Source organism: Pacificibacter marinus, assembly GCF_018860505.1.
In the GTDB taxonomy this organism is placed as follows: domain Bacteria; phylum Pseudomonadota; class Alphaproteobacteria; order Rhodobacterales; family Rhodobacteraceae; genus Celeribacter; species Celeribacter marinus_B.
Genome location: NZ_JAHKPU010000013.1, coordinates 1 through 13,312, shown reverse-complemented (window position 1 = coordinate 13,312; position 13,312 = coordinate 1). Strand labels below are relative to the sequence as shown.

Sequence of the window (13,312 nt, the reverse complement as noted above, 5' to 3'; positions counted from 1 at the left end):
TTATGACCGCATATACTGACTTAATGGCGTTTCAAAAAACCACAGAGGCGCTTGGTTCTGTTGCTGGGCGGCTCAACTGGGATCAAGAAACCATTATGCCCGAAGGTGCCGCAGCCCAACGCAGCGAAGAACTGTCTGCCATGGAAACAGTGTTGCATGCACGGCGCACTGATCCACGTGTTGGTGATTGGCTGGCGGCGATTGATGTCGTGACATTGGACGCGGTGCAAGCTGCAAACCTGCGCCATATCAAGCGGTCTTATGCGCGCAACACCAAGGTGCCTGCCGATTTGGCCACTGAAATTGCTAAGGTCACATCTCTGTCCCAAGGCATCTGGGCAGAGGCGCGCGCCAATGACGATTTCGCCCATTTTGCCCCGACATTTGAACGCGTTGTGGCGCTCAAACGCGAAGAATCGGCGGCTTTAGCCGATGGCGGCGATCTGTATGACGCGATGCTGCAAGACTATGAACCAGGCGCGACAGCGGCAGAATTGTCTGCAATGTTTGGTGCTTTGCGCCCGCGTCTCAGCGCGCTACGTGATAAGGTTTTGGGCGCTGATCAACCCAAGGGCGTCAGCGGTACCTTCGATGAAGCGGCGCAAATGGCGCTGACCCATGAGGTCGCGAAAAGCTTTGGCTATGACTTCAATCGCGGTCGTATCGACAAAGCCGTGCATCCGTTTTCAAGCGGCTCTGGTTCGGATTCGCGCATCACCACGCGTACATCTCACGATGATCCGTTCAACTGTTTGTATTCGACAATCCACGAAGTCGGCCATGCCTGTTACGAGCTAGGCATTGATGATGCGCATCTGTTCACGCCGCTTGGCGCAGGCGTGTCGATGGGCGTGCATGAAAGCCAATCGCGGATTTACGAGAACCAGTTGGGCCGCTCAAGGGCATATACGGAATACCTGTATGGCAAAATGCGCGACAGTTTTGGTGATTTCGGGATCGACAGTGCCGAAGAGTTTTACGCCGCTGTGAACCGCGTCACCCAAGGCTATATCCGCACCGAGAGCGACGAAATTCAGTACAACCTGCATGTGCTTTTGCGTTTTGATCTGGAACGCGCCATCATCTCTGGCGCTTTGGAGATCAAAGACCTGCCTGAGGCTTGGAACGCGCGGTTCGAAGCCGATTTTGGCGTCAAGGTCGACAAAGTGTCGAATGGCTGTTTGCAAGATGTGCATTGGCCTGTGGGGCTGTTTGGTTACTTTCCCACGTACTCATTGGGCAACGTCTATGCGGGCTGTTTGAACAAAGCCATGCGTGATGAGGTTTCTGGCATCGATGCGGCTTTGGCCAAAGGGGACACGTCTCTTGCGACAGATTGGTTGCGCGAAAACGTGCAGCAATATGGGGGCCTGCGCACACCACATGACACGATTGTGCATGCCTGCGGGGGCGAGCCCACGGAAGTGCCATTGTTGGATTATCTAGAAGAGAAATTCAGCGGTATCTACGGCCTTTAAGGCTGCGCTAAAACAAGTCTAAAACGCACTGTATTAAAGTGCGTTTTGGGCGGTAAACCAAGGTTCCACACGGGCGCGAATGAAGGGCCAAAGGGCTGGGCAACCACGGGTGATTTTATCGCCAACACGAGTATCTAGTTGACTCAGTTTCACATCGTAATCGCGCCAAGACCCGCCATCATTTGCCAAATTGTGCAAAACGGGCTGCGCGCGATCAATGGATTTGGCGTAGAGCGCCGTTGGCGTCTGTGCCGCTTCAAACTCTTCCCAAATGCCGCGCAGGTTTTGACCTTGATCGCTTGGCAATAGCCCAAATAGGCGATCTGCGGCTTTGATTTCTGCGACTTCTTGCGCCTGTTGCGCCTCTGCTGTCACGGCACCATGGATAGGCGTGTCGCCTGCGTCCACTTCGACGATATCATGCAAAAGCATCATCATAATCGCGCGTGATGCATCAATCGTACCATGGGCTTGATCGGTCAAGGTCAGTGCGTAAAGCATCACATGCCAAGAATGTTCGCCTGAGTTTTCAGGGCGTGTCCCATCCAAAATCGGCGTGGCGCGCAGTACTTTTTTCAGGCGGTCTGCTTCACACCAAAATGCGTAACGCTGGTCCATCACTGGATCGGTCGCACGGGTTTCAAACAGGGCCAATGTAAATTCATAAAGCGCAGGAAAGAGATCTTTGATTTTGGACGCTCGGCCATGATAGAGATTGTGCTCCACAATCTCGCGTTCTTCATCCAGTTGCACCTGCGCACCGAGGCATTGCAAAGCTGGCGCGAGGAAATCGATGGATTTGGCAAAGCGCGCAGTTGGCGTCTGCATGGTCTCAAATTCGCGCCAAGTCGCGAGATAGTGATCTGCGATATCCTTTGGCAACAGCCCGTAAATGCGGGCAGCGGCAGCCTGTTCGGCCAGCTCAATATCTTTGGGGTTGTGGGTGATATGAATTGGATGATCGCCTGCGTCGATTTCCACGATATCGTGCAAGATCAACATGTCAATCACGCGCGCCAAATCAACATCTGCACCCGCCAAAGGCGCGCAGAGCACCGCCAAAAGGGCCGCGTGCCATGAATGTTCAGCAGAGTTTTCAAACCGAGACCGATCCATCACTTGATTGGCGCGGTCTACTGTTTTGAGTTTGTCGGCTTCTAACAAAAACGCGAATTGCGCATTGAGACGCGCCAGATCTTTTAGGTTAGACTTCAAAGTCATCTTCCGCACTTGGGGGCGGGGCGGTTGGGGCCTGTCCCGCTTTATGTTCTTTCACACGTTGCAAAATATAGTCACGGGCGCGACGTTCGGCCAAACGCACACGCGCGGCGGTGTTAAACGCCTCTTGTGTGGTGGTCGATGTCGCGCCAATCACTTGGGACACCTGCTGGATAAACTGTTCATCGCCGATCACATCCATCGCTTTGATAGCGTCTTTTGCAAGATCGTCCGATAGGTCGTCCATGATCCCCATAGCAGTAGTCCTTAACGTGTATTTTCGGTCAAACGGCGGCGCACGTATGTGTCAACGTTGCCAATCATCTCTTCCATATGCGGGTCTTCAAAGAAGTGGCCAGCCCCTTCAAGTTCTTGATGGGTGATGGTGATGCCTTTTTGCTCGTGCAATTTATTCACAAGCGTATGGGTGTCTTTGGGGGGCGCCACGCGGTCGGCTGTGCCGTTGATGATCAAACCTGAAGCTGGGCACGGGGCCAAGAACGAGAAATCATACATATTGGCGGGGGGCGACACAGAGATAAAGCCGGTGATCTCGGGGCGGCGCATCAACAATTGCATACCGATCCAAGCACCAAAGCTAAAGCCCGCGACCCAGCAATGTTTCGCATTCGGGTTCAACGACTGCAGGTAATCGAGCGCAGAGGCCGCATCAGACAATTCGCCGATGCCTTGATCGTATTCACCTTGCGACCGGCCAACGCCGCGAAAGTTGAATCGCAATACAGTAAAGCCCATTTTGTGAAAGGCGTAATGCATGTTGTACACGACGCGGTTGTTCATCGTGCCGCCAAACTGGGGGTGCGGGTGCAAGATGATCGCGATGGGGGCATCTTTGGCGCGTTGTGGGTGGTAGCGGCCTTCGAGGCGGCCTTCTGGGCCGGGAAAAATCACTTCGGGCATTGAGGTCCCTGTCTCCTTAGATGTCTTGTCAGCTGCGCCACCACTCATATGTGGAACGGGCTGGGACATCCATTATGGGGTGTCGTTTTGTGCTCGTGTTAAATGCTCTGTCCAGCTATAGTTGACGAATAAGATCAGGAACTTTAGAAGCATTCTAAACTAACTGCTCTTTTAGGGCATACGAGTTGCATTGGAGTTAAGGCTCCAAAGCGCTAACGTCAATGATTTTGCTCAAGAATTACCCGTTTTGCGGGGGAATCACCGCAAATATGGGGCAAGGTACTGAGCTGGAGCGGGTGAATCGCGTTTTGCGACACCTTTGATTGGGAGATCGAGATATGAAGTTATCCACAAAAGGCCGTTACGCGATGGTCGCCTTGGCTGATCTGGCGCTTCAAAATGATGGCGCGTTGCTGTCTTTGTCCGAGATCTCAAAACGCCAAGATATATCTTTGCCCTATCTAGAGCAGTTGTTTGTCAAACTGCGCCGCGCCGAACTTGTCATTTCTGTGCGTGGGCCTGGTGGCGGCTATAAGCTGGCGAAATCGCCGTCTGATATTCGCGTCTCGGACATACTTGAGGCTGTGGATGAAACCGTATCTGCAATGCACACAGGGGCAGGGGCGTCAGGTGGCGTGTCTGGCAGTCGTGCCCAATCGGTAACCAACAGGTTGTGGGAAGGGCTTTCAGCACATGTTTATGTCTTTTTGCATCAAACCCGTTTGTCCGACATCACTGGCAACGGTTTGCGCCCATGCCCTGCGGTGCCGAACTTTGTCGAAGTGGTGGATGACAGCAAGGCTGCGGTCGAGGCGCAAGCTCAAGAATTGGTATCAGAGGACCTGAGCAAATAATGGCGCGCGCGCCTCGCATATATTTGGATTACAACGCCACTGCGCCACTCTGTCTGGCCGCTCGCGAGGCGATGATTGCCGCCATGGATGTGGTGGGCAATCCGTCGTCTGTGCATGGCGAAGGACGCCTTGCCAAGGGCTTGATTGAAAAGGCGCGTGGACAAGTCTCTGACGCTTTCGGGGCCAGTTCTGCTGATATCGTGTTCACATCAGGCGCGACTGAGGCTGCGGCTTTGGCGCTCGCTGGTCGCGCGATGCACTGCGCTGATGTGGAACATGAGGCGGTGTCGTCTTGGTGTGAAACGGACTTAGCTGTTGATGCAAATGGTGCAGTAACTTGCACAAATCGAACAGAAACTGCATTGCAACTGGCCAATTCTGAAAGTGGAATTGTACAAAACCTACCTGAGGGCCTTGCGGTGGTGGATGCGACCCAAGGGTTTGGAAAGCTGCCCATTGCGTTCAACTGGTTGGGCTGCGACATGGCGCTGATCTCGGCGCATAAAATCGGTGGTCCCAAAGGTATTGGCGCTTTGGTGCTCAAACAAGGTCTGGATGTTAAAGCGCAGATTTTGGGCGGAGGCCAAGAAATGGGGCGTCGCTCTGGCACTGAAAACCTGCTTGGGATCGTCGGGTTTGGTGCTGCGGCTGAGGCCAGCGCGAAACTGATCGCAGATGGTGTTTGGGATCAGGTGGCCACGCGGCGCGATCTGCTGCAAGCGCGGCTTGAAGATGGCGCCGACGGCATCACATGTGTTGGGAAAGATGTAAAACGTCTGCCCAATACATTGAGCGTCATCACGCCCAATTGGAAAGGCGAAACCCAAGTGATGCAAATGGATCTGGCAGGATTTGCCGTGTCGGCAGGATCAGCCTGTTCCAGTGGCAAGGTGAAATCCAGCCGCGTTTTACGTGCAATGGGATACTCGGACTTGGAGGCCTCTTGCGCAATGCGGGTGTCTTTGGGACCTGAGACCACAACAGATGAGATCGAGCGGTTTGCCAATGCATGGCTGAACGCCTATGACCGCTGGAAACAGCGCGCAGCTTGAGAATAATATGGCCCGCTTGCGGTGCCGCACAGATAAAATGGGCCATCAGAGCCCGATAGATACGCACTTGAAGGAGTGATCCGCATGGATGACACATCGGTAAAAGACAAAGTCCAAGTCAAAGACGGCGTTGAGCAAGACACAGTTGATGCGGTGCAAGCGCTTGGCGGCGCTTACAAGTACGGCTGGGAAACCGATATCGAGATGGAATATGCCCCCAAAGGCCTGTCCGAGGATATCGTGCGGTTGATTTCCGAGAAAAACAACGAACCTGAATGGATGCTGGAGTGGCGTCTTGAGGCCTATCGCCGTTGGTTGACCTTGGAAGAACCCGATTGGGCGATGGTGGATTATCCCGAGATTGATTTTCAGGATCAGTATTACTACGCACGTCCGAAATCAATGACCGAAAAGCCAAAGTCGTTGGACGAGGTCGATCCAAAGATTTTGGCCACCTACGAAAAACTTGGGATTTCGTTGAAAGAACAAGCCATTTTGGCAGGCGTAGAAGGCGCAGGCGACGTGCCTGCGGATGGCGAGCGCCGCGTGGCTGTTGATGCTGTAATGGATTCTGTGTCTGTTGGCACGACGTTCAAAAAAGAACTCGAAGCGGCGGGTGTGATTTTCTGTTCCATTTCTGAGGCGATCCAAGAGCACCCTGAACTGGTTAAAAAATACCTCGGCACGGTTGTGCCCGTGTCCGACAACTATTATGCGACGCTTAACTCTGCTGTGTTCTCGGATGGGTCTTTTGTTTACATCCCGCCAAACACCCGCTGCCCGATGGAGCTGTCCACGTATTTCCGTATCAATGCGGAAAACACTGGCCAGTTCGAACGCACATTGATCATCGCGGATGAGAAATCATACGTGTCCTACCTTGAGGGCTGTACCGCGCCAAAACGCGACGTCGCGCAATTGCACGCGGCTGTGGTGGAATTGGTTTTGTTGGAAGACTCCGAGATCAAATACTCGACAGTGCAAAACTGGTTCCCTGGCGATGAAGAGGGCAAAGGCGGCATCTATAACTTTGTGACCAAACGCGCTGATTGTCGTGGCGCACGGTCCAAAGTGATGTGGACCCAAGTGGAAACCGGATCAGCCGTGACGTGGAAATACCCGTCCTGCATTTTGCGCGGCGATGAGTCTCAGGGCGAATTTTATTCCATCGCCATCGCAAACAATATGCAGCAGGCGGATACTGGCACAAAAATGATCCATCTTGGCAAAAACACCAAGTCGCGGATCGTGTCCAAGGGTATTTCTGCGGGCAAAGCGCAAAATACTTACCGTGGTCAGGTCACCATGCACCCGCGGGCGAAAAATTCGCGCAATTACACCCAATGTGACAGCTTGCTGATCGGGTCCAATTGTGGTGCGCACACAGTGCCCTACATCGAAGTGCGCAACAATTCGTCACGCGTTGAACATGAGGCGACGACATCGAAAGTGGATGACGATCAACTGTTCTACTGCCGCGCACGTGGCATGGGCGAAGAAGAGGCTGTGGCCTTGGTTGTCAACGGGTTCTGTAAAGAAGTCTTGCAAGCTTTGCCGATGGAATTTGCGATGGAAGCGCAGGCCTTGGTCGCGATTTCTCTTGAAGGTTCTGTAGGGTAAAAACTGGATTGAAAGGCCCAAGGCATGATGAAAACCACGTTGCTTTCGGTGATTGTCACGGGCCTGTTTTGTCTCTTTGGCAAAGGAAGATACTGAGATGTCGTTTTTCCAAAGCAAACGGTTTCGTGAAGCGTGGATGGGCTCCCTGATTTTGGGGTGCTTATTTCCATTTTTAGAAGCTATTTCGCTGAACGGCTCTGAGCAATCTTATCTTGCGCGTGTGAACGATGGTTTTTTGCCAACAGCCTTTAAATTTGCGGCCATCTATTTTGTTATCGTCTCGGTTTTTGCTGTGTTCAAACACCGCCGCGATGTTGTTTCGTCAAAGAGTGAGACTTCTAAATGATCATCACCACCACGCAATCCGTTGGCAACGTCAATTAAAGTGAGGCTATGAATATGTCCCCTGAACTTCTGTCTCTTGTTGCGATGAAATCGTCTGGCGTCGCGATTGGCGTGTTTCTTGGTGTCGTCATCGGGTTGAGCATTCGTGCCAACAAGGGCAATCGCGATGGATTATTTCGTGATTCTGTTTTCGCGACAGCTTTCCTTGCCTCCATGGCCTCTTGGGCCTTTGTCGTGATTTTGCGGCTCGTGATTGGCTAAGTCTCAGACATGTTCTCGCAATCCCATAAAAATGTAATGGTCGCGCCCACCTCTCGCCATAATCTTTCAGTAACCATATGTTCGTTACTGTATGGGAGAGGTCATGTTTATGGACCAGAAAATAGATTTTCAACGACGCATCGCCCGCGTTGCTCAGGTTACACGCGTTCAGCGTGCCGGAGTTGGACCGTCGAAGTCCCCGCGCATGGAGCGCAACGAACGCATCCAAACGATGTTGGAGCGCCAAGATGCGTCGGACAAAGGTCAGGAATTTTACGGGGCCAATTTGGACAAACCAGCGCCATGGACGCCGTTTCTATCGGTGATCTTGGCTGTTGCCATGGGCGCGCTGTCCGCGATGATCGCCCGTTACATACATTTTCAGATGACAGGGGCCATCGGCGTCAACCTGTCCGCGAATTTAGATGTCACCGTGGATGCGCTATTGGCCATCGCAATCGCCTTTTTGCTGCGCGAGCTGGTGTCTTTGTCCGCCATTCGGCAAATGGGCGCGCAATGCGCGGGCATTTTGTTGGCTTTGATAACGATGCACAACATCGTGCACGAATTTCCGGGGCCGTTTACGCGCCTGTTTTCAAGCGAATGGGTTCGACATGTGACCGAAACGACCGAGCCGGGGACTTTGGTTTTCCGTGGTCGCGAAATTCATATCTAACAACACATGTGCCGGCAGACACTAACGCAACGTCAAGGTTTGCCGACACGAGTTTGCCCGATGACTGCCGCGTTCTATCCTTAATTTCTTCGCAACCTGTCAACTGTAACGTGTTACGGAACAGCCGAGGAAAGACCACAGATGCAGCCAGAGCAAAAACAAGCCTTCGCGGATCGCCTGTCTCGGATCGATTCAAAGGGCGCAAACACTTGTGGCGTTGTTCATGTGGGCGAGACCTCCAACGCAGCGACATCCCGCAAAATAACGCCAAAGAACGCGATGGCCGCACCTTCGTGCGCAGCATTGATGTCCAAAGGACTGCGCTCAGCCGTGATACAGGTTATGGTCGTTGGCACCTGTCTGGCTCTGTATATTCGTCACATCGGTCTGTAACAGCTTACAGTCCCGCTTATTTCGCGTGTTCACCTGCGACTGACGTCGCACAAGATCACGCTTTCACCCACAACGCACAACTGAGCCTGCCGACTGGATACTGTCGTGCGGGCCTTTCCGTATGAAGGATAGATAAATGTTAGAAATCAAAAACCTACACGTCAAACTTGAAGAAGAAGAAAAGCAAATCCTCAAAGGCGTGAATCTGACGGTCGAGCCCGGCAAAGTACATGCGATCATGGGGCCGAACGGCTCTGGTAAATCTACGACTTCTTATGTCCTGTCAGGCCGTGATGGTTATGAAGTGACCAAAGGCTCTGCCACACTTAACGGTGAAGACCTGTTTGACATGGAACCAGAAGAGCGCGCGGCGGCTGGCCTTTTCTTGGCATTCCAATACCCTGTGGAAATCCCGGGCGTTGGTAACATGACCTTTTTGCGCACCGCAGTGAATTCGCAACGCAAATTACGCGGCGAAGAAGAACTGAGCGCGGGTGAGTTTCTTAAAATCGTGCGCGAGAAAGCCAAAGCGTTGAAAATCGACGCGGATATGCTCAAACGTCCTGTCAATGTCGGCTTTTCCGGCGGTGAGAAAAAGCGCAACGAGATTTTGCAAATGGCGATGCTTGAGCCAAAGGTTTGCATCTTGGATGAAACCGATTCCGGTTTGGACGTTGATGCGATGAAATTGGTGGCCGAAGGCGTGAACGCGTTGCGCGATGGCACACGCTCTTTCGTGGTGATCACACACTACCAACGCCTGTTGGATCACATCAAACCAGACTACGTGCACATCATGTCCAATGGCCGTATCATCAAATCTGGAGGCCCTGAATTGGCCTTGGAAGTCGAGAACAATGGCTATGCTGATCTGCTTGCGGAGCAGGAGAATTCATAATGACACGCGCACAAATGAAACAACGCAAATGCGATGACACGGCGGCCCGTCTTGACGGCAAAGCGCTTCCTGCGAGCGCGGCTTGGGCCACTGATTTGCGCCAACAATCGTTGGCACGCTTGCTTGACATGGGCTTGCCCACCAAACGCGATGAATATTGGAAATGGACCGATCCTGCGACCTTGACCTCGGCTGTACCAACACCAGCAGAGGTTTTTAACACCACCGAGGCGCCGATCTTTGACGTTATTGATCGTTTGAAAATCGTCTTCGTCGACGGTGTGTTTGACGCTACGGCATCGGATGAGCTGGCAGGCGAAGGTGTTGAGGTGTCATTGCTTAAAGACGCGTTAAACGCTGATATCCATTGGGCCAAGGACAGCTACGGCGTTCTTGAAGCGGCGGGTCAAACACCGGTCGAGCGTCCAATGGCGGCAATGAATACGGCTTTTGCGACCGATGGCGTTGTTATCCGTGTCACTGGTAAAGTCGCTAAGCCGATTTCGATCATCTATACACATACCAATGAGACTTCGGACGCGATTTTGCATAACCTTGTGAAACTCGAAGAAGGCGCTGAATTGACCTTGTTGGAAAACGGTCCAGCGGCTGCGCGTTTCAACAAAGTGCTTGAGGTCGACGTTGCTGATGGCGCGTCTTTCCACCATGTGCGTGCGCAAGGGCGTGATCATGAACGCCGTGCCGCGACGCATATCTTTGGCCGCGTTGGCGCCAACGCTTTGTTCAAATCCTTCACCATGACAGCCAATGGTATTTTAACGCGCAACGAAGTTGTACTTGAACTTTTGGGCGACGATTCACAGGCACATGTCGGCGGTGTTTGCATGGGCGATGGCGCATTTTTGCACGATGACACGGTGTTTATCACCCATGATGCAGAACGCTGCGAGTCCCGTCAGGTGTTCAAAAAAGTGCTACGCAACGGTGCAACGGGCGTGTTCCAAGGCAAGATTTTGGTCAAAGACGGCGCGCAAAAAACAGACGGTTATCAGATTTCACAATCGCTTTTGTTGGATAATGACAGTCAGTTCTTGGCAAAACCTGAACTTGAAATCTACGCCGATGATGTTGTGTGTTCGCACGGGTCCACAACTGGCGCGATTGATGAAGAGGCGCTGTTTTACCTCAAATCACGCGGCGTTGGCACCCAAGAGGCCACAGATCTGTTGACCTTGGCCTTTTTGGCCGAAGCCATCGACGAAATCGCACGTGAAGACATTGCAGCAAACGTTTTAGAACGTCTTGAGGCATGGCTCGCACGCCGCAAAGGATAAGTCTATGGGCGTCGTCTCTGATATCTTACGCAATTACCGCGCCCCGCGCGCGGTGTTGCGCCATCGCATTGGCCCTGAGGTCAATGAAGGCGGTGCATTGATCACAGTGGTGTTGGCTTGCGGCCTCATCTTTGTGGCGCAATGGCCGCGTTTGTCTCGTGAGGCTTTTGAGCAAGGCCAAGACTTGGACATGATGGTCGGAGGCGCGCTTTTGGCATGGGTCTTTATCATGCCTTTGGTGCTTTATGCTTTGGCGATTGCTCTGCATTTTGTCTTGCGTCTTGTTGGTGGAAAACAATCTGCTTACGAGGCCCGCATGGCGACATTTTGGGCGCTTTTGGCGGCCTCGCCACTGTGGTTGCTTTACGGGTTGTGCGTTGGATTTCTTGGGGCAGGGGCTGGCGTGACGCTTGTCGGCCTGATTGCCTTTACTGCTTTTACATTATTCTGGGGCTTGGGACTTGTCGAAGTTGCCTTCCCGAAAGAGGCCCCTCATGTATGACGTAAATGCCATCCGCGCACAGTTTCCGATCCTGTCACGCAAGATCAACGGCAAGCCTTTGACCTATCTCGATAGCGGGGCATCGGCGCAAAAACCGCAGGTTGTGATTGACGCGATCACCCGGGCTTATGCGGAAGAATATTCCAATGTTCACCGTGGGTTGCACTTTTTGTCGAACCTTGCGACCGACAAATACGAAGGCGTGCGCGACGTTGTTAAGACCTTTTTGAACGCGCCGCACGAAGACGATATCATCTTTACCTCAGGCACCACTGAGGGCATCAATATGATCGCCTACAGCTGGGCCATGCCGCGCCTGCAAGCGGGTGACGAAATCCTGATTTCTGTGCTTGAACATCACGCGAACATAGTACCGTGGCATTTCTTGCGCGAACGTCTTGGCGTTGTGATCAAATGGGTCGATTGCGACATGGATGGCAGCTTGGATGCCCAAGCGGTGATCAATGCGATGGGACCAAAAACCAAATTGGTCGCCATCACGCAGATGTCCAATGTCACTGGCACGCGGGTCGATGTGAAAACCATCTGTGCAGCCGCGCGCGCGAGAGGCATCGCCTCGCTGGTGGACGGTTCGCAAGGCTCTGTGCATGGCCCTGTTGATGTCCAAGACATCGGTTGTGATTTTTATCCCATTACAGGCCATAAGCTTTACGGCCCCTCTGGATCAGGTGCCATCTATGTGCATCCTGATCGCCAAGCCGAGATGCGCCCTTTTATGGGCGGTGGTGATATGATCGATGTGGTTGCGCGCGACACTGTTACCTACAACAAACCGCCGATGAAGTTCGAAGCGGGCACGCCTGGGATCGTGCAAACCATTGGCATGGGGGTGGCCTTGGATTGGCTGATGGGGATTGGCATGGATAATATTGCCAAACACGAAGCCGAAATTGCCACATATGCCAGCGCAAAATTGCAAAGCCTCAATTGGTTGCAGGTTCAAGGCACAACGCCAGACAAAGGCGCAATCTTTTCCTTCACCATGCAGGGTGCTCATGCGCATGATCTGTCAACGGTGCTGGACAAACGCGGCGTTGCCGTGCGCGCAGGGTCACATTGCGCTATGCCATTGATGGAACACTTGGGGGTCACTGCGACTTGTCGCGCGTCCTTTGCGATGTACAACAGCAAAGACGATGTCGACACCTTGGTTTCAGCGCTTGAACTGTGCCACGATTTGTTTGCTTAAATATGATTTCAGGGGGCTGTGCGAAAACCGTTTGCACCCCCCAAACCCTTCGCCTATACCGATTTCCAAGGCACCCATAGCTCAGCTGGATAGAGCGCTGCCCTCCGAAGGCAGAGGCCGATGGTTCGAATCCATCTGGGTGCACCATATTACTTTCAGACTTTGACAGAAAGTGTAACGCCTTGAACGGTAAGGTGGTTTCTGTAGTTCGAAGTCCTATTTCTCGCGATTCCGTCAGGGGTGCTGAAAATGCTAACCGAAGTACTGTTCTCTTGAGTTCGTAGGAACCGTTTTCCCATATTTCCCGAGGGCTTGAGTGGTATTTCATGGAAAGTTCGAACATTTTCTCGAAATTCCCCTCTGGAATGATCCGATTGGACAATTTCTCCTCCATAAGGGCGGTTTCAGAGCGCAGCTCCACGATCCTTGTTTCAATAGCTTGAGCTGCCTCCTCGAGCTGAGTTCGAGCAACTTTTTCGACCAACGAACTAACCTCAGTATCAATCTGCTTTAGTCGAGTTCTATGCCGTGAAGATTCAGCTCTGGAATTGGAATGGTAATGGACCTGTCGCGATGAGGGACTGTCCCT

General features: G+C 52.7%; 15 protein-coding genes and 1 tRNA gene. 13 read left to right on the top strand and 3 right to left on the bottom strand.

The window, feature by feature from the left end; translation table 11 throughout:
- Positions 1 to 2: 2 nt before the first annotated feature.
- Complete coding sequence (locus KO503_RS02310; RefSeq protein ID WP_215989988.1) at positions 3 to 1,478, top strand: carboxypeptidase M32; 1,476 nt, start codon at positions 3 to 5, stop codon at positions 1,476 to 1,478.
- A gap of 33 nt (positions 1,479 to 1,511) precedes the next feature.
- Here KO503_RS02310 and KO503_RS02305 read toward each other — a convergent pair whose 3' ends face one another.
- Genes KO503_RS02305 through KO503_RS02295 form a run of 3 tightly spaced genes read right to left on the bottom strand, consistent with a single transcriptional unit; the run spans position 1,512 to position 3,617 of the window.
- On the bottom strand, positions 1,512 to 2,699 hold the full coding sequence (locus KO503_RS02305; protein WP_215989987.1) for an HD domain-containing protein: 1,188 nt from the start codon (positions 2,697 to 2,699) through the stop codon (positions 1,512 to 1,514).
- Positions 2,683 to 2,952, bottom strand: a complete 270-nt coding sequence (locus KO503_RS02300; RefSeq protein WP_215989986.1) for a hypothetical protein — start codon at positions 2,950 to 2,952, stop codon at positions 2,683 to 2,685. Before KO503_RS02300 ends, KO503_RS02305 begins: the two co-directional genes overlap by 17 nt.
- Before the next feature lie 11 nt (positions 2,953 to 2,963).
- Complete coding sequence (locus tag KO503_RS02295; protein WP_215942910.1) at positions 2,964 to 3,617, bottom strand: alpha/beta hydrolase; 654 nt, start codon at positions 3,615 to 3,617, stop codon at positions 2,964 to 2,966.
- A gap of 338 nt (positions 3,618 to 3,955) precedes the next feature.
- On the opposite strand from KO503_RS02295, the gene KO503_RS02290 reads away from it, so the two are divergent.
- From KO503_RS02290 to KO503_RS02235, 12 genes are all read left to right on the top strand, one after another.
- Positions 3,956 to 4,471: an Rrf2 family transcriptional regulator gene (locus KO503_RS02290; RefSeq protein ID WP_215989985.1), complete on the top strand. Its 516-nt coding sequence runs from the start codon at positions 3,956 to 3,958 to the stop codon at positions 4,469 to 4,471.
- Entirely contained in the window at positions 4,471 to 5,523 is a 1,053-nt protein-coding gene (locus tag KO503_RS02285) for a cysteine desulfurase family protein (protein ID WP_215989984.1), read from the top strand. Before KO503_RS02290 ends, KO503_RS02285 begins: the two co-directional genes overlap by 1 nt.
- An 84-nt stretch (positions 5,524 to 5,607) precedes the next feature.
- Positions 5,608 to 7,143: a Fe-S cluster assembly protein SufB gene (gene sufB, locus KO503_RS02280; protein ID WP_215989983.1), complete on the top strand. Its 1,536-nt coding sequence runs from the start codon at positions 5,608 to 5,610 to the stop codon at positions 7,141 to 7,143.
- 97 nt (positions 7,144 to 7,240) lie between these two features.
- Positions 7,241 to 7,489 carry a hypothetical protein gene (locus KO503_RS02275; protein WP_215989982.1) on the top strand — a complete coding sequence of 83 codons (249 nt, stop codon included), beginning with the start codon at positions 7,241 to 7,243 and terminating at the stop codon, positions 7,487 to 7,489.
- 53 nt (positions 7,490 to 7,542) lie between these two features.
- Entirely contained in the window at positions 7,543 to 7,749 is a 207-nt protein-coding gene (locus tag KO503_RS02270) for a hypothetical protein (RefSeq protein WP_215989981.1), read from the top strand.
- 109 nt (positions 7,750 to 7,858) lie between these two features.
- Complete coding sequence (locus KO503_RS02265; protein ID WP_215989980.1) at positions 7,859 to 8,425, top strand: hypothetical protein; 567 nt, start codon at positions 7,859 to 7,861, stop codon at positions 8,423 to 8,425.
- Between the two features lie 141 nt (positions 8,426 to 8,566).
- Complete coding sequence (locus KO503_RS02260; RefSeq protein WP_215989979.1) at positions 8,567 to 8,818, top strand: hypothetical protein; 252 nt, start codon at positions 8,567 to 8,569, stop codon at positions 8,816 to 8,818.
- A 136-nt stretch (positions 8,819 to 8,954) separates the two neighbouring features.
- Positions 8,955 to 9,716: a Fe-S cluster assembly ATPase SufC gene (sufC, locus tag KO503_RS02255; protein ID WP_215989978.1), complete on the top strand. Its 762-nt coding sequence runs from the start codon at positions 8,955 to 8,957 to the stop codon at positions 9,714 to 9,716.
- A complete protein-coding gene (locus KO503_RS02250) occupies positions 9,716 to 11,011 on the top strand; it encodes a SufB/SufD family protein (protein WP_215989977.1) in 1,296 nt (431 codons plus the stop codon). The genes sufC and KO503_RS02250 overlap by 1 nt, the downstream gene beginning before the upstream one ends.
- Before the next feature lie 4 nt (positions 11,012 to 11,015).
- The gene (locus KO503_RS02245) at positions 11,016 to 11,513 is read left to right on the top strand and encodes a YIP1 family protein (protein WP_215989976.1); all 498 of its coding nucleotides are present in this window, start codon (positions 11,016 to 11,018) and stop codon (positions 11,511 to 11,513) included.
- Positions 11,506 to 12,723, top strand: coding sequence for a cysteine desulfurase (locus KO503_RS02240; RefSeq protein WP_215989975.1), 1,218 nt, complete (start codon positions 11,506 to 11,508; stop codon positions 12,721 to 12,723). The genes KO503_RS02245 and KO503_RS02240 overlap by 8 nt, the downstream gene beginning before the upstream one ends.
- Before the next feature lie 70 nt (positions 12,724 to 12,793).
- Positions 12,794 to 12,870 (top strand) — tRNA-Arg (locus tag KO503_RS02235).
- Positions 12,871 to 13,312 lie beyond the last annotated feature (442 nt).